The organism is Epilithonimonas sp. 33E (assembly GCF_059372615.1).
The window spans coordinates 17,731-34,539 of sequence record NZ_CM182009.1; the positions used below are offsets into that span (position 1 = coordinate 17,731).

17 protein-coding genes are annotated in these 16,809 nt (G+C 35.7%); 5 read left to right on the top strand and 12 right to left on the bottom strand.

The genetic code is table 11. The features are described 5' to 3' along the window. Positions 1-37 precede the first annotated feature (37 nt). A complete protein-coding gene (locus AC5P2S_RS00105) occupies positions 38-910 on the bottom strand; it encodes a cupin-like domain-containing protein (protein WP_494555782.1) in 873 nt (290 codons plus the stop codon). Between the two features lie 303 nt (positions 911-1,213). Between AC5P2S_RS00105 and AC5P2S_RS00110 the strand changes: the two genes are divergently transcribed. Both AC5P2S_RS00110 and AC5P2S_RS00115 read left to right on the top strand, forming a co-directional pair. Then, positions 1,214-2,623, top strand: coding sequence for an MBL fold metallo-hydrolase (locus tag AC5P2S_RS00110; RefSeq protein WP_494555783.1), 1,410 nt, complete (start codon positions 1,214-1,216; stop codon positions 2,621-2,623). 105 nt (positions 2,624-2,728) lie between these two features. Next, a complete protein-coding gene (locus AC5P2S_RS00115; protein ID WP_283415879.1) occupies positions 2,729-3,031 on the top strand; it encodes a thioredoxin family protein in 303 nt (100 codons plus the stop codon). Positions 3,032-3,035: 4 nt separating this feature from the next. Here the strand turns inward: AC5P2S_RS00115 and AC5P2S_RS00120 are convergent, their stop codons facing one another. Further along, positions 3,036-3,794: a nitrilase-related carbon-nitrogen hydrolase gene (locus AC5P2S_RS00120; protein ID WP_494555784.1), complete on the bottom strand. Its 759-nt coding sequence runs from the start codon at positions 3,792-3,794 to the stop codon at positions 3,036-3,038. Between the two features lie 193 nt (positions 3,795-3,987). Between AC5P2S_RS00120 and AC5P2S_RS00125 the strand changes: the two genes are divergently transcribed. Continuing rightward, positions 3,988-4,785, top strand: coding sequence for a murein L,D-transpeptidase catalytic domain family protein (locus AC5P2S_RS00125; protein WP_494555785.1), 798 nt, complete (start codon positions 3,988-3,990; stop codon positions 4,783-4,785). Between the two features lie 99 nt (positions 4,786-4,884). On the opposite strand, the gene AC5P2S_RS00130 is transcribed toward AC5P2S_RS00125, so the two are convergent. The 4 genes from AC5P2S_RS00130 to AC5P2S_RS00145 all read right to left on the bottom strand — a co-directional run bounded on the left by AC5P2S_RS00130 (position 4,885) and on the right by AC5P2S_RS00145 (position 7,599). Then, on the bottom strand, positions 4,885-5,574 hold the full coding sequence (locus tag AC5P2S_RS00130) for a response regulator transcription factor (RefSeq protein ID WP_027382831.1): 690 nt from the start codon (positions 5,572-5,574) through the stop codon (positions 4,885-4,887). A 76-nt stretch (positions 5,575-5,650) separates the two neighbouring features. Next, entirely contained in the window at positions 5,651-5,776 is a 126-nt protein-coding gene (locus tag AC5P2S_RS00135) for a hypothetical protein (protein WP_494555786.1), read from the bottom strand. 25 nt (positions 5,777-5,801) lie between these two features. After that, positions 5,802-6,017, bottom strand: a complete 216-nt coding sequence (locus tag AC5P2S_RS00140) for a four helix bundle protein (RefSeq protein WP_494555787.1) — start codon at positions 6,015-6,017, stop codon at positions 5,802-5,804. Between the two features lie 40 nt (positions 6,018-6,057). Then, complete coding sequence (locus AC5P2S_RS00145; protein WP_283415883.1) at positions 6,058-7,599, bottom strand: sensor histidine kinase; 1,542 nt, start codon at positions 7,597-7,599, stop codon at positions 6,058-6,060. A gap of 188 nt (positions 7,600-7,787) precedes the next feature. Between AC5P2S_RS00145 and AC5P2S_RS00150 the strand changes: the two genes are divergently transcribed. Further along, a complete protein-coding gene (locus AC5P2S_RS00150) occupies positions 7,788-8,276 on the top strand; it encodes an SRPBCC family protein (protein ID WP_283415884.1) in 489 nt (162 codons plus the stop codon). On the opposite strand, the gene AC5P2S_RS00155 is transcribed toward AC5P2S_RS00150, so the two are convergent. From AC5P2S_RS00155 to AC5P2S_RS00170, 4 genes are all read right to left on the bottom strand, one after another. Then, positions 8,277-8,621 carry a hypothetical protein gene (locus tag AC5P2S_RS00155; protein ID WP_494555788.1) on the bottom strand — a complete coding sequence of 115 codons (345 nt, stop codon included), beginning with the start codon at positions 8,619-8,621 and terminating at the stop codon, positions 8,277-8,279. A 9-nt stretch (positions 8,622-8,630) separates the two neighbouring features. Further along, positions 8,631-8,978: a DUF2200 domain-containing protein gene (locus AC5P2S_RS00160; RefSeq protein ID WP_494555789.1), complete on the bottom strand. Its 348-nt coding sequence runs from the start codon at positions 8,976-8,978 to the stop codon at positions 8,631-8,633. Positions 8,979-9,092: 114 nt separating this feature from the next. After that, positions 9,093-10,949 (bottom strand): glycoside hydrolase family 13 protein, encoded by a 1,857-nt coding sequence (locus AC5P2S_RS00165; RefSeq protein WP_494555790.1) that lies wholly within the window; start codon positions 10,947-10,949, stop codon positions 9,093-9,095. Between the two features lie 21 nt (positions 10,950-10,970). Next, on the bottom strand, positions 10,971-12,968 hold the full coding sequence (locus tag AC5P2S_RS00170) for an alpha/beta hydrolase (RefSeq protein ID WP_494555791.1): 1,998 nt from the start codon (positions 12,966-12,968) through the stop codon (positions 10,971-10,973). Positions 12,969-13,112: 144 nt separating this feature from the next. Here AC5P2S_RS00170 and AC5P2S_RS00175 point away from each other — a divergent pair, with 144 nt between their 5' ends. Next, entirely contained in the window at positions 13,113-13,940 is an 828-nt protein-coding gene (locus AC5P2S_RS00175; RefSeq protein WP_494555792.1) for a LytR/AlgR family response regulator transcription factor, read from the top strand. Here AC5P2S_RS00175 and AC5P2S_RS00180 read toward each other — a convergent pair. After that, positions 13,923-15,959 (bottom strand): S9 family peptidase, encoded by a 2,037-nt coding sequence (locus AC5P2S_RS00180; RefSeq protein WP_494555793.1) that lies wholly within the window; start codon positions 15,957-15,959, stop codon positions 13,923-13,925. The genes AC5P2S_RS00175 and AC5P2S_RS00180 overlap by 18 nt on opposite strands. A gap of 103 nt (positions 15,960-16,062) precedes the next feature. Further along, positions 16,063-16,803 carry a uroporphyrinogen-III synthase gene (locus AC5P2S_RS00185; protein ID WP_283415891.1) on the bottom strand — a complete coding sequence of 247 codons (741 nt, stop codon included), beginning with the start codon at positions 16,801-16,803 and terminating at the stop codon, positions 16,063-16,065. Positions 16,804-16,809 lie beyond the last annotated feature (6 nt).

A 16,809-nucleotide genomic window follows, 5' to 3' on the forward strand; every position in this document is an offset into this window, starting at 1 on the left:
TTAATAGCCAGAAAAAAGAAGGATGTTTCGCTGAAAATTATTTTTTCTTAAACTTTTCCAGAGCTTTGGAGCTTTTCCGGTAAGCCCAATCTTCTTTATATTTCACCCATTTTGCCTTGAAGATTTTTCGCATCAGCTTATCCGTATATCGCATAATGAAAACGTGATAAAGCATACTCAGAAACTTTGAAGGCCGATTAGGTAATGCTCTGATAGATAGAGAAAAGCCTGGCTCAAGATAACGGTTGTAATGCCAGAAAGCGCCAGGGATGAACAAAGCGTCGCCGTGTTCCATCATGATTTCGGTTCCGGTTGCGTATTTCAAAGCAGGATATTTTTCGTAATCAGGATTGTCGTAATCAATTTCTTCTATCGTATGGACAGACAATGGAACTTTATAAAGTAGTTCATTTTGCTTCTGGTCAAAGAGTAAAATTCTTTTTTTGCCACCAAAATGCACGTGGAAAAAGTCTCCCAAATCCACATCATAATGCATCAAAACATGTGCTTCACTTCCTCCGAAAAACAGCGTAGGAAGTCGTTTGAAGAATTTCATTCCCAGATCCGGATATGTGAAATCTTTCAGCAATTCCGGTAACCTGTCGGTGATGATATAAAAAAAGATCCTGAGGTCAGAAGGTTTACTTTTGATAATATCAATATAATCCTTCATCTTCATTTTGGTTGCCGGTGTGTCAGAGCTTTTATTGGCATCAGCGGGTTTATTGTCATAGATGGGAACAACCTGGTCACCTGCTTTTTCACGGATGTAATCCAGATTCCATTTTTCGTAAGCGCCCCATTGTTTTGCAAAACCTTTTATCAAAAGCGGTCTGTGCGGTTTGAAATATTTCTTTTGAAAATCTTCTTTATCAATGTGTTCTACAACGTCAACAGGATTCAGAATCATATTAATTATTTTGATCAAATAAAATTAGTAAAAATGATTTTAAGCAAAATGGAAATTTTGAATTTAATGTAACTTGTAAACTTCAAAGCCTGCTATAAGTCATAGGTTATCGGTAATCTTCGGCTCATTTTTTGCTTATCCACCTGCGGAAATTGAACAAATGTTTGAAATCAAATCAGGGTTATTAATAATATCTTTCAGGATTTATTTATAGTTATTCCAAATAATCTCATATTTGTATTATTAAAGCTAATAACAAAAACAATTTCTAAAATAAAAGTTTGAATTAATTCTATTGGTAAAATGAAGGTTGAGCAAATATACACAGGTTGTCTTGCGCAAGGAGCGTATTACATTGTTTCTGAAAACGAAGCAGCAATTATTGACCCGTTGCGAGAGGTTAAGCCTTACCTCGACCGTTTGGATAAAGATCAGGTTCGGCTCAAATATATTTTTGAAACCCATTTTCACGCTGATTTTGTTTCGGGACATCTGGATTTATCCAGGAAAACCGATGCTCCCATTGTTTACGGTCCGACAGCTCAGCCGGAATTTGATGCCATTATAGCAGAAGACAATCAGATGTTTGAGATAGGAAAAATCAAAATCAAAGTTCTTCATACACCTGGACATACGATGGAAAGCTCGACTTATCTTCTGATTGATGAAAATGGGAAGGAAACGGCAATTTTTTCCGGTGACACTTTGTTTTTGGGTGATGTCGGCAGACCGGATCTTGCACAGAAAGCGGGTGAGATTACTGAAAAAGATTTGGCCGGAATGTTATATGAAAGTCTTCACAGCAAGATCTTACCTTTGGATGATTCGATCACGGTTTATCCTGCCCACGGCGCCGGTTCTGCTTGCGGAAAGAATATGCAGAAGGAAACTGTGGATACTTTGGGGAATCAAAAAAGAACGAATTACGCACTGAATCAACCTGATAAAGAATCATTTATTAATGAAGTTCTTGAAGGATTAACTGCGCCTCCAAAATATTTCGGGATGAATGTCGCAATGAACAAAGGCGGTTATGAAAGTTTTGACCAGGTTCTGAAAAAAGGTAATAATCCATTGTCTGTTGAGGAATTTGAAACGGCGGCGGAAGAAACCGGGGCTTTGATCCTGGACACAAGAAGTGCAGCCAATTTCCATAAAGGTTTTGTTCCGAATTCTATCAACATTGGAATCAAAGGCGATTTTGCACCCTGGGTTGGAGCGATGATTGTTGATGTTCAACAGCCGATTCTTTTGGTTTCTGACGAAGGTACAGAGGAAGAAGTGATCACGCGACTAAGCAGAGTAGGATTTGATAATGTTTTAGGCTATTTGAAGGGAAGTTTCGAAGCCTGGAAAAACTCCGGTAAAGAAACTGACGAGATCAAAAGAATTTCTGTAGAAGAATTTGCTGATGAGTTTTCTGAAGGTGTAAAAGTTATCGATGTCCGAAAGGAAACGGAATACGAAGCCGAACATATTGATGAAGCGTACAGCAAACCTTTGGCTTATATCAATGACTGGGTGAATTCTTTGGACAATTCTGAACATTTTTATATCCATTGTGCCGGTGGTTACAGAAGTATGATCGCGGCAAGTATTTTGCAGTCAAGAGGTTATAGAAACTTCACCGAGATTGATGGCGGGTTCAATGCGATTAAGAAAACAGGGAAATTTCCCTTGAGTAATTTTGTTTGTCAAAGTAAAACTTTGTAAAACTGGAACGGCTTCGAGAGCCTCAGCATGACAATAAATTTTAACATGTCATTCTGAGCCTGCCGAAGAATCTAATACCTAAATCTAACTTCTAAAATCTTAGTTATGTCACAGAAATTTCAAGAACTCATACAATCCGAACGTCCTGTTCTCGTTGATTTTTTCGCAACCTGGTGTCAGCCTTGCAAAGTTCAGTCTTCCGTTTTGAATTCTGTAAAAGAAAAAGTTGGAGAGAAAGCAAGAATCGTAAAAATTGATATTGATCAGTTTCCGTCAATAGCTGCGGATAACGGAGTTCGTGGTGTTCCGACTTTAGCGATTTTTAAAAACGGAGAGTTGCTTTGGAAAGAAAGCGGTGTTCATGATGTGAACTCTTTGGTTGGTTTGCTGGAGCAGTATTCTAATTAGAAATTCATTTCAATTCAAACCCATCTCGCTCTTTTAAAAAAGGAAACCTGTTTCTAAATGCTTTTAATTCATCCAGATTCCATTCAGTTATGATGAGGTCGCTTTTTCTTTCCGATATTTCTCTTCCGTCTGGAAAATAAACCATTGAACTTTCCTCATATTCAAGGTTATAACCGTCTGTTCCGATACGATTCAATCCGAAAAGAAAAGCCTGATTTTCAATCGAACGAGCTTTTATAAGTGATTTCCAGGCATCAATTCTGGATTTTGGCCAATTAGCGACATATAAAGCGGCATCATAATCATTCTGATTTCTTGAGAAAACCGGAAAACGCAGATCAAAACAAACCTGTAAAAGAATTTTAAATCCTTTGTAATCAATAATTTTTCGCTCTGTTCCGGCAGTGTAAATTTTATCTTCTCCAGAATAAGAAAACAAATGTCTTTTGTCGTAGTATTCAAAACTGCTGTCAGGAAAAACAAAATAGAACCGGTTATAGAATTTTCCATTGTCTTCGACGGAAACACTTCCTGCAACGGCAGAATTTCTATTTTTAGCAAAAGATTTCATCCAGGTTAAAGACTCCTCATTTCTATCTGCCACCTCTTCGGCTTCCATGCAAAATCCGGTAGAAAACATCTCTGGTAAAAGGAATAGATCTGCTTCCGCTGAAGCCAATTTATTTTCAATTTTTTTGAAATTTTCTTCCTTATTTTTCCATGCGATATCCAAATTCAGTCCCGTAATTGTAAGTATTGACATATTCAGAAAGTTTAATGCAATTTATCACTTTAAAATTCGTTTTCATAAGAAGTTCTTAATAAAAATCTAAACATACCCCCGAAATCAAGTTAAAGTCTCCTAAAAAATCGTTAAAAAATTTGATTGTAACCGTCTGATAATGATTTATATATAATTTTGCACCACTAAAACAAAATCTTAATATTATAATTTAATGAAGAAATTCCCATTATTGTTGTGCTTAGTTTATTTGATAACGACTTCTTTTTATCCGGCAAGTTCTGAGGACAGAGTTTCTTATCCCAGGCTGATGATAAGAGAAATCAAACTAAGTGCTAAAAAGAATTTCTCACCACAGAATCCAGCAGAAGAGATCTACAAGGAGCTTCGGTTTGCGGATGAAACATTGAATTTTGAAGTCTTTGAAAAAGCTTTTTTAGGATTCCAAAATTTGAAAAAGTCCGGAAAACTGGAGCCGTCAGCTAAGTTGCTTTCGGTTTGTGATTTTAGTTTGTCTTCTAACAGGAAACGACTTTGGGTCATAGATCTGGGTGAGAAAAAAGTGTTGTTCAACACATTAGTTGCGCACGGAAAAGGAACGGGCGAAGAGTTTGCCACGAGCTTTTCTAATATAGAGGACTCGCATCAGTCGAGTATGGGCTTTTACATTACCGAACAAGCTTACATGGGAGATAATGGCTATTCTATGAGATTATTCGGGATGGATCGAGGTTATAACGATGCGGCTCTGGAGCGCTGTATAGTAATGCACGGTGCCAAATATGTAAGCGAGGAGTTTATCAAATCTGAAAAGAGATTAGGAAGAAGCTGGGGTTGCCCGGCTGTTCCGGCCAGTCTTGCAAAACCAATTATTGATACCATCAAAAACAGAACTTGTCTGTTTATTTATTTTCCTGATCAGAGTTACCTGGCGAGTTCTCAGTGGTTGAAAAATGTTGAAAAGACAGACTCAATTCTTGATTCTCCAAAACAAAATATGGCAACGAATTAAATCTTTGTATTTTGTAAAATGTACAATGTAAAAGTATAAACCTTTTCAGAGTTCCGAACTCTGAAAGGGTTTATTTTGTTAAACCTTGTTTGATTTTTATTAAGGATTCTTGACTAATAATCTGAAACCTTCTCCATGAACGTTGATGATTTCCAAACCTTCGTCGTCTTTCAGAAGTTTTCTCAGTTTTGCAATATAAACATCCATACTTCTGGCGGTGAAATAATTCTCTTTTTTCCAGATTTTTCTCAAAGCCAGATCTCTTGGCATAAAATCGTTTCTGTGGATGCAAAGTAATTTCAATAACTCGTTTTCTTTTGGAGAAAGCTTGTATTCGTTTTCCCCAACTCTCAATTGTCTCAGCATAGAATCGAAGAAAATATTACTGATCTTGAATTGCTCCTGATCTTCATTTTCCAAAACCGCGCTTCTCTGTAAAATGGCTTTGATCTTGTAAAGAAGTAATTCCGTATCAAATGGTTTTGTGATATAATCGTCTGCGCCCAATTGATAACCTTTCAGGATATCCTCACGCATATTTCTTGCTGTAAGGAAAATGATAGGTGTGTTTTTATCGATTTTCTTCACATCTTCTGCTAAGGAAAATCCGTCTTTTTTAGGCATCATCACATCAAAAATGCAGATGTCAAACTCCTTTTCTGTAAACTCTTTCAGACCCATTTCTCCGTCTGTGGCCAATGTGACCTCAAAGTTATTGATGGTCAAATAATCCTTAAGAACTGCACCAAAACTTTGGTCGTCTTCTACTAATAATATTCTGTTGCTCATAATTTATGATTGATGTTATATTAATGATAATTGATTTTATATAAATTCAGATAAATCACAAAGATTATACTCTAATTTATTGATTTTGTGTTAATTTTTCTTTTAAATATCTTTTATAGCTAGATGTAGCTTTTACAATTTCTTCTGCCTCATTAAACCATTTATACAAATTAGTTTCTGAAACCATTTTCAAATCTTGCATAAATTCTATCCAAAATAGAGTTTCATCAGCCTCTTCTGCAAATTTTAGAATATCTTTCTTTTGTTGACCTCGCTCTACACATTGCTCTATAATTTGCAGCTGAGGAAGATGAACTTCTGAAAATTTGTTTTCTTAAAACAGAAACTTTTTCGGAGTAAGCTAATTCTGACAATTGATTGATAATATCTACTGACAAATCTTTTATTCTTTTTGCAAAAATCTGATTATAATTATTATCCATATTAATTAATCAATCATCATTTATCAAATATTGTTTATGCTTATACCATTGGAAGTTTAATCGTAAATGTGCTTCCTTTTCCTTTATGAGAATCCACATGGATCTGACCTTTGTGGATTTCAACGATCTTTTTTACATAAGACAATCCAAGACCTTGTCCTTTTACATTATGGATGTTTCCGGTTTCTTCCCGGAAGAATTTTTCAAAGATTTTGGTTTTGTTGGTCGACTCCATTCCCATTCCTTTGTCCGAAATTTCCACAACATACCAGTTACCTTCGTTTCTGGTGGTCAGTTTTATATCAGGTGTTTCTGGCGAATACTTGTTGGCATTATCCAGAAGATTGATCAATGCATTGGAGAAATGGAATTCATCAATCCTGAAATTATATTTTGTCGCATTGAATTCCGTTGTCAGAATTCCGTTTCTTTCATTAACAATCAGTCGGAAAGATTCTGCAATACTTTTTATTAATTCTCTTACGTTGGTTTCCTTCAGATGAAGCGGCATTTCGTTTCGTTCCAGTTTAGACATGTTCAGAACGGTTTCTACCTGTTTTTTCATCCTCAGATTCTCCTGCTTTATCAATCCCGAATAATATTTGACCTTATCAGGGTCGGTCGCAATTTTATCGTTGGCTAATGAGTCCGTTGCAACGGAAATGGTTGCCAAAGGCGTTTTGAACTCATGAGACATGTTGTTGATGAAATCTGTCTTGATCTCTGCAATTTTTTTCTGTCTCATCATATAATTGATTGAGATAATATAAATCCCTAAAATCGTCAATAACGAAATGAAAGTTCCCAACAACATCGGCAGATTGTGCTTTACCAAAGAGTAGTCTTTTCTTGGAAAAACCAGGGCTAAAGTATAAAGCGTCCGGTCTTTGGTATCGGTAAAAATCGGATAAGTGTAGTTGGTTTTGTCTTTTTGATCAAGATAAATATTGTTGGCAATCGTTGTCAGTTTGTTGTTTTTATCGATCACTCCGAAACCGAATTTGGTGTCAATTCCTTTCAGTCTCAATTCTTTGGATAAAACCGAATCTATTGTTTTGTTGTTAACTCTTTTTTCAATGGGAAGACTGGTTGCGCTTAATCTTGCAAATTCCTTCATTTGGAAAGAGTTATTGTCAAGATCTCTGCTGATATTGGTTGTTAAGGGTTCCGGTGAATTTCTTTTGACCTTTAATTGCCCCTCATCTTTATAAAGTTTGGTTGTATAAAGTGTGTCGCCTTTTGCGGAAACCGGGATATTTTGCTTTTCAACAATGCTGGTTTGAAAAAGAATGTTAGAGCGATTTGCAGAATCGGAACTTTGCTGGATGTAAGTTTTAACAGGTTGATTATTAGATGCCAGAACTTCTTTTCCAACATTGTTATAAGTCTCATTCCAGTATTTGTTTACTTCGATTTGGTTAACCTTTTGAGTCGATGTCTCTAAAGCAGAGTAAACTTTGTTAGAAAAATCCTGCTCCAGAGAAGTATATAATTCTTTAATCCAATACAGCTGCAAGGAGACGAAAACCACCAAGGAAATCGTCATAAATACAGAAATAATAGGAATAAATTTGTTATTCATTGCAATTATTGATTTTGAAAAGTTAAAATTACTCTTTTTAAGAATATCTCAATAAAAAAAACGCGATACAATTATTAAATATTTCTTAAAAACGAGTTTTTTAACATTTTATTGTGAATAATCAAAAATGTTGCCATAGGAAAACTTTGGTGTGATTTTTTATAATTAATTTTATAAAAAGAAATTGTATGAACTCAGAAATTGTTTTTAATAAGGATTCTGATACCGGAGTTTATGTGATGAAGGTTTATAAAGCCGACGTCTCTACGCTTTGGGATTATTTCACAAAATCAGAATTGATAGACCAATGGTGGGCGCCAAAACCTTGGCAATGCGAAACCGAAAAAATGGATTTTCGTGAAAACGGTGTTTGGCTGTACGCAATGAAAGGTCCGGACGGAGAAAAAGAAATGGCCTTAGCCAATTACGGCGAAATAATGCATCATAGAAGTATTTCCTGGACAGATGCTTTTGCAGATGACAAAGGAAAGGCAAGAACAGACTTGCCACAAACATCCTGGCTGATTGGTTTCACAGGTATCGATGAAGGCACAAGAATGACTTTCAATCTGCATTTTAACTCCAAAGTAGAAATGAATCAGCTCATTGAAATGGGTTTTGAAGAGGGTTTTAAAATGGGATTGAACCAACTTGAAGATATTGTAGCAAAAGATTAATTAATTCAAATTAATTTCCTCATCTTCAAAATATTGGATAATCGCTTTTTTCATCAGAAGCGATTGTTCGTTGGGTTTCAGATCGGGCAAATCTTCCAGCTTTTTGAACTCGGGCCAGCCTTCGTTATAATGACTGAATTTGTAATAACCAAAAGGTTCCAACAATCTGCAAACCGCAATATGAATAAGATTGACCTTGTCATCTTTAGTGAATTTTTGTTGGCCACTTCCAAGTTCCTGAATACCAATTAAAAATAATATTGTTTCTATTGGCGGATTTTTCTCCGTTTGAAAGTTGACTTCAAAGAAGTGTTCTATTTTTTTCCAGATTTCGGATTCTGTCATATTGCTTTTTTACTTTCTTAAAATTTTATCCATTGTTTTCCCTTTCGCCAATTCGTCTATCAATTTATCCAGATAACGAATTTGTTGTATCAGCCTGTCTTCAATTTCTTCAACACGATAACCACAAATCACACCAGTTATTTTTGAAACATTGGGATTCAAACTTGCTTCTGCAAAAAAAGTCTCGAAATCAATTTTATTATCAATGATTTCCTGAAGTTTCTCTGCATTATATCCTGTCAGCCAAATGATAATTTCATCAACCTCAGCTTTGGTTCTGCCTTTCTTTTCCGCTTTTGCAATATAATGTGGATAAACGCTCGCAAAAGACATCTTGTAAACTCGGGTGTTTTTCATTTTAATAATTTAATATTGATCTGAATAAACGAAGAACGATAAAAAACCAAAACTCTGGCTAAAATTTTAAACCAGAGTTTTATTGATCTTGATGCGAATTTACAAAAATGAATTTTAATTCCGGATTTCCAAAATCATTGCTGTTTTTGCCGGAATATCTATTGTGTTCTCAAAACTGAAATCTTTGCCAGAAATAATTTCTTTAGCATTGAAGTGATTAGGAATCATTTCTTTATATCGACTAAGGTCAAGCGTTACTTTATTAGTATTTTTGTTGAGTAAAATCATCACTTTTTGATTGTCAGTATAGCGGAAGTAAACATAAACATCATTATTGGTTGGCGCATAATGTTTGAATTTTCCATTAGCAATCGCATCACTCGTTTTTCTCCAGTTAAGTAAAGTCGAAAAATACTTCTTGGCTTCCTTTTCTTCATCAGTTAATCCTGCTTCTGTTACAGCATTTTTGGAATCGCCTTTCCAACCGCCATAGAAATCGCTTCTTCTTTGTCCGTCGCTTCCTGCTTTGTCATTGGTCATCAGAACTTCGGTTCCATAGAAAAATTGTGGTGTTCCTCGCATCGTAATATACATCGCAATCCCGAGTTTCCAGTTCTCAAAGTTTTTGTTGAGACGAGAATAAAACCTATCCAAATCGTGATTGTCCGGAAAAATCAATTGATTTTCAGGATGTGGAAAAAGAAAATCGTTTGCAACACTTTCATAGACTTTTCGCCAACTTGAAAACCAACCGCTTTTCTCATTGAGTGCAGTGACGATATTGTCATTAATGGAAAAATCCATCATCATCGGCATATAACTTTTGTAGCCATCACTATTTTCTTTGTCGATTTGCCAATAGGAAGTCTGGGCAATATTTCTTGTCATTTCTTCGGCAACGATGTTCATTTTCGGATATTCTTCAAGAATGGTTTTAGTCCAATCAGCTAGAAAATTTTTGTCGGAGTAAGAATAGGTGTCAACACGCAATCCGGAAAGCCCGGCATACTCAATCCACCAGATGATATTCTGAGTCAGATATTTTGCCAATAGAGGATTTTTCTGATTAAGGTCTGCCATATGACCATCAAACCAGCCGTTGAGATATTCTTCTTTATCAATTTCAGTGGCGTAGATATCTGTGATGGTGGTTTTAAGGTGATTAGTTCTGACTCTGTTTTCCGAATCAGGATAATTAATCCAGCTTTTCTCTGGCAAGTCTTTGATGAAATAATACTCTGAGCCACAATGATTAAGCACAACATCCCAAATCAAACCAATGTTTCTTTTCCTGGCTTCTGCTGATAATTTTTTCAAATCTTCATTCGTCCCGAATCTCGGGTCAATCTTGTAAAAATCTGTCGCTGCATAACCGTGATAAGAATAGGTAGGCTCATCATTTTCAATCAAAGGCGTGTTCCAAATCTGAGTGTAGCCCAAAGACTTGATGTAATCCAAATGATTAATAATTCCCTGGATATCACCGCCGTGTCTGGCGTCTTCATTATTTCTGTCAAGCTTTTGTTCCAGAGTTGTTTTGACAATATCATTTTTTTCATTACCATTCGAAAATCTATCAGGAACAATCAGTAGAATCGCATCTTTCGAGCCATAACTATTCCTATTCGCACTGTTCGCTTCCCGGGCATAGATTGGAAAATCTTGGGTCAGAACAACTTTTTTATCTTTTTGGAATTTAATTTTTACAGTTCCTGCTTTTGCATCAGGATTGATTTGCAAGGTCAGAAACAGATAGTTTTTATTCTCCACTTTTTTGTTTTCGGTAATGGTAACGCCAGGATAAGAAATTGTCGGTTTTAAATCTGAAATGTCTTTACCATAAATTAATAAAGTGACAGAATTATTTTTCATCCCAACCCACCAATTGGCAGGCTCTATGCGTTCAATTTTCTGAGAAAGCACTAAGTTAAAACTGATGAAAAGTAAAAGTATTGCAAGTGATTTTTTCATTGATTAATAGATTTAGATTAGTTATTTTTTCAGAAGAAATTCTAATGGAATTGATAACCGTTTGCTCCAGGAATTTTCGCTGTGGTCAGCCGATTCGAATTTTTTGGTTGTCCAATTATTTTTGTTGAATCCTTTTTCCGTCATTATCAAATCGACTTTGTTCTGATGTTTTTCATAGCGACTGTCCAATCCTTCTGTTCCAAAATCGAAATAGATTTTATGGGTTTTCGGATTCGGGAGTTTTTGTTTGAGATAATTTTCAAACGCAGAAGGGATTTCGTCATCAGAAAGGTCTGTGATTCCAACCCAATGTGTGGAAAGGCAAGCTGCTCCTCCAAAAACTTCGGGATATTCACAAATCGCATACATCGATATCAATCCGCCCATACTGGAACCGGCGATGAAAGTATTTTCCCTGTCTTTTAGCGTTGGATAATTGTTGTCAATGAAAGGCTTAACCTCTTCTACTATGAATTTCAAATAGTTATCCGACTGCACTTTTCCTAGAAAGTATTTTTCAAGTGTTTGATTTTGTAGCTCTTTAGATAAACTTTCAAAAGCTTTTTGTGGAAAATACTCCGAATGCCGGGTTGCGCCAGTATTCCAAAGTCCGACAATGATGCAATCTTTCAGTTTAGTTTTTTTGCTGAGTTCTGTATAATTTTCATCCACTTTCCATTCGGAATTATTCCAGTTGATTTTTGGGTCAAAAAGCATTTGTCCGTCGTGCATATAGAGAACCGCATATTTTTTATTGGGATTGAAGTTTTCCGGCAACCAGATATCAACATTTCTGGACGCCACATATTTCGAAGGGAATTGATTAATTCTGATGATTTTACCGGAACTCACATCAGGAACCGAAGTCTGAATCACCTCTTTGTATCGGTCTTTGATATCGACATATTTCTTGATGGCTGTTTTATATTCATCAAGATTTTTTGGTTTTCTCCAATCCGGGTCCGGAAAATTATTCTCAATATAATTCCAATCCTTTCCAGCGAAAAAATCATCATCGTACGTGCAACCTGTCAAATCTTTGAAAGGTTTAAGGAAAATATAACCGTCAAAAAAATGCTCCATTTTGAAATCAGAATGACAAAAACTGAAAAAGCTATTGTCCTTTAATTTCCCGACTGGCGTATTAATCAAATCGAATCCAATTTGCGGATAATCAAGCTTCTGAAGTGCATTTTCCAATTCTCCATTTGCAGGCGAAACATAAGCCGGATTGTATTGAGTTTTGGAAAACATCGGCGTATGAAACATAATGTTGAAAATCTTATCAGGCATCAATTTGTAAAGACGATTTCCGACCATTCCTTCATCATAATCACAAAAATCATCGTTGTTCACTTTCAGGATTGGCATTTTGTATTTTGTGAAAACGTGAACATGTCCCATATAAATCAAGGCTTTTTCATTTTTATCAATGATTTCCTTTTTGATGATTTCCGTTCGGAATTGGTCTGGCGTTCCCAGATTGAAAACGGCTTTCATATTCTCGGGCGTTCTTGCACCACCTTTGAAGTTTTCCCAACGGTATTGATAACTCAGATTGACAATCCGGAATTTTTTAGCATCAGATTTTAAGGTTTTATTGAATTCCCAAACCGCTTTATAGATGTCAAAATATTCTTTGTAAGCCCAGCCGACATTGTAATAAAAGAACATATCTTTTGCTTTTCTCTCATCGAATTTATCAGAATTCAGCAATTCATCCAGCTCTTTCTGCTTTTCGAAAGCACCGAATTCCATACAGAGATTGTAAACGCCGGCCTGATATAGTTCAGGAATAAGGCTTTTGACAAAATCTAGATTTTCTTTCACAGCGTGGTCTTCACCCAAAAGTACAATAGGATAATTCTTGAATTTTGAAACGAGATAATCTTTCGGACTTTTTGGATGTTGCTTCAGATATTCTACAGCTTCAAGAGTGGCTTTGTTTTCCTGACTGAATCCTAAAATCGGAAAGAGAAATGCTAAAAACAGAAGTGAAAAAGAAATTGAAAGTTTCATTTTTTAGTTTGAATTTTGAACAAAACTATTTCTACTTTCCTTTTGTTACAAGCCTTTTGGACAAACGACAGGTTATTCTGTACAAAAAGCAAATCACTGGAAATGATTTCAGATAAATAATTAAATTTGAGCAACCTTAAAAATATGAATCAATCCATTCTTGAACATTTCAAATCCAAATTTTGGATGAAACACGCTTTCTACTGGATTGCGTTTGTCCTATTTTTTGGATTGGTTTGGGGTATTTCTGATGACAATTATCTGCGGAATATTATGATTCAGATTTGCTGTCTTCCTTCGCGGATGCTGTTGGTTTATGTCACACTTTTTTATCTGTTGCCAAAGTTTTTCAATCAGAAAAAATATTTCAGTTTCTTTATCTCTTATGTGATATTGGTCGGACTGATAAGTGTTTTTATCCAACGTCCTTTGTTTCTTTATTTTATTCAACCTAATTTTCTTCCGGAGTTTAAAAATAATGGCTTTTTTGTCATGTCAGAGATTATGAATACCGCTCTGGACATCAATATTGCTGCGATGATTCCGATTGCCTACACTTATCTGACCACAATTGAAAATCTTCAGAAAAATAATTCGGAGCTGAATGAAGAGAATAAATTATTAAAAGAAGATGCTGTAATTCAGGATAATATCGATGATTTTTACATCAATCTGAAAGTCGATAAAAGTGTAAGGAAAATCAAAATCAATGATATTGTTTTTGTGGAAAGTCTCAGAAATTACTGCAAGATAAAACTGAACGATTCCGAAATCACGGTTCTTAAAACATTGACATCGGTTCAGGAATTATTACCAGAATCCAAATTTGTGAGAATTCATCGCTCATTTTTGATTAATAAAGATCATATGACCTCGGTTTCTCCCAGCAGAATTGAAATCAATAATCTGACAATTCCTGTTGGGAGAAAATATAAAGATGAGGTGAAAGAGAAGTTACTGGTCGATTTTTAGTAAGAACGCATATTCTAAGGCGATTTCTTTCAAACTTTCGAATCTTCCGCTTGCACCGCCGTGTCCGGAACTCATATCGGTTTTGAAAATCAGAATATTGTTGTCTGTTTTCAAATCTCTCAACTTCGCCGTCCATTTTGCAGGCTCCCAATATTGTACCTGGGAATCGTGGAATCCGGTTGTAATTAAAATATTTGGGTAATCTTTGGCTTCGATGTTGTCGTAAGGCGAATAGGACTTCATATAATCATAATATTCCTTGTCATTAGGATTTCCCCATTCGTCGTATTCTCCGGTTGTCAAAGGAATCGTTTCGTCCAGCATTGTTGTCACAACATCCACAAAAGGAACCTGAGCCACAATCCCATTGAATAATTCCGGATTATAATTGATTACTGCTCCCATCAAAAGACCGCCTGCACTTCCGCCCATTGCGTAAAGATGTTTTGGAGATGTATAATTTTCTGATATTAAGTATTTTGCTGCATCGATAAAATCAAAAAATGTGTTTTTCTTCTGAAGCATTTTTCCGTCCTCGTACCATTCGCGACCGAGATATTCGCCGCCTCTGATGTGGGCAATAGCATAAATAAATCCTCTGTCCAAAAGCGACAATCTCACGCTGGAAAAAGTAGCGTCAACTGTATGTCCATAACTTCCGTAACCGTAAAGTAATAATGGGGTATTTGCGGATTTCTTAGTGTCCTTGTGATAAACCAAAGAAATCGCAACTTCTTTTCCGTCTCTTGCAGTTGCCCAGATTCTTTCTGAGATATAATTCTCTGCAAAGAATTTACCGCCCAAAACTTCCTGCTGTTTTAGAAGTACGGTAGTCTTTTCTTTCATATTATACTCGAAAGTGGAAGACGGTTTAGTCAATGATGTATAACCAAAACGCAAAATATCTGTATCAAACTCCATATTGATGCCGATATAAGCGGTATAAGTCGGATCAGAGAAAGGCAGGTAATATGAGCTATTGTTTTGATTATCAATAATGTTAATTTGTAAAAGGCCTTTTTCTCGTTCTTCGAGTACGAAATAATTCTTAAAAATCTCAAAGCCTTCCAGTAAGACATTTTCTCTGTGCGGAATGAAATCCTGCCAATGTTCCATTGACGGCTTATCAACTTTAGTTTTTACTATTTTGAAATTGGTAGAATCATCCGCGTTCGTAATGATATAAAAATCATCTTCGTAATGCTCCACCGAATATTCCAAATCATCTGTTCTTGGTTGGACAATTGTCCAGTCTGCAAAAACATTATTAGCCGGAATAAATCTCATTTCATCTTCATTAGTAGATGACGCGGCGATGAAAATATATTCTAATGATTTGGTTTTAAATACACTAACATCAAATGTCTCATCTTCCTCGTGGAAAATTAAAATGTCTTTATCAGGATCAGTTCCTAATTTATGACGGTAGATTTGAAAAGCTCTCAGGCTTTCATCTTTTCTGATATAGAAAACGTGTTGATTATCATTCGCCCAAACCGCTTTTCCCGTTGTGTTTTCAATAACGTCAGAATAGATTTCACCAGTTTTGATGTTCTTGAAAAAGATTTTATAAATTCTTCTCCCGACATTGTCGGTAGAATAGGCAAGAATATCATTATTTATGCTTACAGAGATGCTTCCTGTTTCGAAAAATGCTTCACCCTCAGCCAATATATTGACATCCAAAAGAATTTCTTCTTCATTGTCTAAGGATTGGAACTTTCTTGAGAAGATCGGATATTCTTTCCCTGCTTCATAACGCACAATGTACCAATAGCTGTTGAAGAAATAAGGTAATGATTCATCGTCTTTTTTATACCGGGATTTCATTTCCTCATACAAATCATTCTGAAGATCTTCCGTATCCTTCATTATAAAATCTGTATAAGCGTTTTCTTCTTCCAGATATTTTATGACCTCGGGATTTTCGCGTTCGTTCATCCAGAAATAAGGGTCATTTCTTTTATCGTTATGGATTTCTAAAAATTTATCTATTTTTTTAGCTTGTGGGGCGTTCATTTTTTATAGTCAAATATTATTCTGAAAAAAATCAGATTAAACAAATGTAAACAAAAAACCATCTTCTGGATAGAAGACGGTTTTGTTTTATGTTAATAATTACTTATTTATTGATACTTCTGATATATTTTTCTATGGCCATTGTCATAGATGGCGTTTCTTTGGTTGGTGCCATTACATTCACTGTCAAACCTGCTTCTTCTGCAGCGGCCTGTGTTGTTGTTCCAAAAACTGCAATTTTTGTTTCTTCCTGTTTAAAATCCGGGAAATTGATTCCTAAAGATTTGATTCCCTGATGACTGAAAAATACCAACATGTCATAATCCTTAATATTAATATCAGTCAAGTCACTTGCAACAGTTTTGTACATTATTGCCCTTGTCCAGTCCAGATTGGCAGCATCTAAAACTTTCGGGATCTCGGGTGTCAAAACATCGGAGGATGGCAAAAGATATTTCTCGCTTGGGTGTTTTTTGAACAAAGCTGCCAAATCTGAGAAGTTCTTTTCTCCAAAACTGATTTTTCTTTTTCTGTAAACGATATGTTTCTGCAGATAGTTGGCAATCGCCTCCGACTGACAGATGTAACGCATGGAATCCGGAACAGTGAATCTCATTTCCTCAGCAAGACGAAAATAATGGTCAATCGCATTCTTGCTCGTAAAAATAACACCTGTGTATTGTGCCAGGTCTATTTTCTGAGCCCTGAGTTCTTTCGCATCTACACCTTCTACATGTATAAAAGGACGAAAATCGATTTTGATTTTCTCTTTTTTTGCTATTTCCAAATAAGGCGATGATTCATTCGGAGCGGGCTGTGAAACTAAAATAGATTTGATTTTCATCTTAAA

Coding starts and splice junctions, on each gene's coding strand:
- AC5P2S_RS00105 (WP_494555782.1), bottom strand. CDS start 910: ATGATTCTGAATCCTGTTGACGTTGTAGAACACATTGATAAAGAAGAT.
- AC5P2S_RS00110 (WP_494555783.1), top strand. CDS start 1,214: ATGAAGGTTGAGCAAATATACACAGGTTGTCTTGCGCAAGGAGCGTAT.
- AC5P2S_RS00115 (WP_283415879.1), top strand. CDS start 2,729: ATGTCACAGAAATTTCAAGAACTCATACAATCCGAACGTCCTGTTCTC.
- AC5P2S_RS00120 (WP_494555784.1), bottom strand. CDS start 3,794: ATGTCAATACTTACAATTACGGGACTGAATTTGGATATCGCATGGAAA.
- AC5P2S_RS00125 (WP_494555785.1), top strand. CDS start 3,988: ATGAAGAAATTCCCATTATTGTTGTGCTTAGTTTATTTGATAACGACT.
- AC5P2S_RS00130 (WP_027382831.1), bottom strand. CDS start 5,574: ATGAGCAACAGAATATTATTAGTAGAAGACGACCAAAGTTTTGGTGCA.
- AC5P2S_RS00135 (WP_494555786.1), bottom strand. CDS start 5,776: ATGCAAGATTTGAAAATGGTTTCAGAAACTAATTTGTATAAATGGTTT.
- AC5P2S_RS00140 (WP_494555787.1), bottom strand. CDS start 6,017: ATGGATAATAATTATAATCAGATTTTTGCAAAAAGAATAAAAGATTTG.
- AC5P2S_RS00145 (WP_283415883.1), bottom strand. CDS start 7,599: ATGAATAACAAATTTATTCCTATTATTTCTGTATTTATGACGATTTCC.
- AC5P2S_RS00150 (WP_283415884.1), top strand. CDS start 7,788: ATGAACTCAGAAATTGTTTTTAATAAGGATTCTGATACCGGAGTTTAT.
- AC5P2S_RS00155 (WP_494555788.1), bottom strand. CDS start 8,621: ATGACAGAATCCGAAATCTGGAAAAAAATAGAACACTTCTTTGAAGTC.
- AC5P2S_RS00160 (WP_494555789.1), bottom strand. CDS start 8,978: ATGAAAAACACCCGAGTTTACAAGATGTCTTTTGCGAGCGTTTATCCA.
- AC5P2S_RS00165 (WP_494555790.1), bottom strand. CDS start 10,949: ATGAAAAAATCACTTGCAATACTTTTACTTTTCATCAGTTTTAACTTA.
- AC5P2S_RS00170 (WP_494555791.1), bottom strand. CDS start 12,968: ATGAAACTTTCAATTTCTTTTTCACTTCTGTTTTTAGCATTTCTCTTT.
- AC5P2S_RS00175 (WP_494555792.1), top strand. CDS start 13,113: ATGAATCAATCCATTCTTGAACATTTCAAATCCAAATTTTGGATGAAA.
- AC5P2S_RS00180 (WP_494555793.1), bottom strand. CDS start 15,959: ATGAACGCCCCACAAGCTAAAAAAATAGATAAATTTTTAGAAATCCAT.
- AC5P2S_RS00185 (WP_283415891.1), bottom strand. CDS start 16,803: ATGAAAATCAAATCTATTTTAGTTTCACAGCCCGCTCCGAATGAATCA.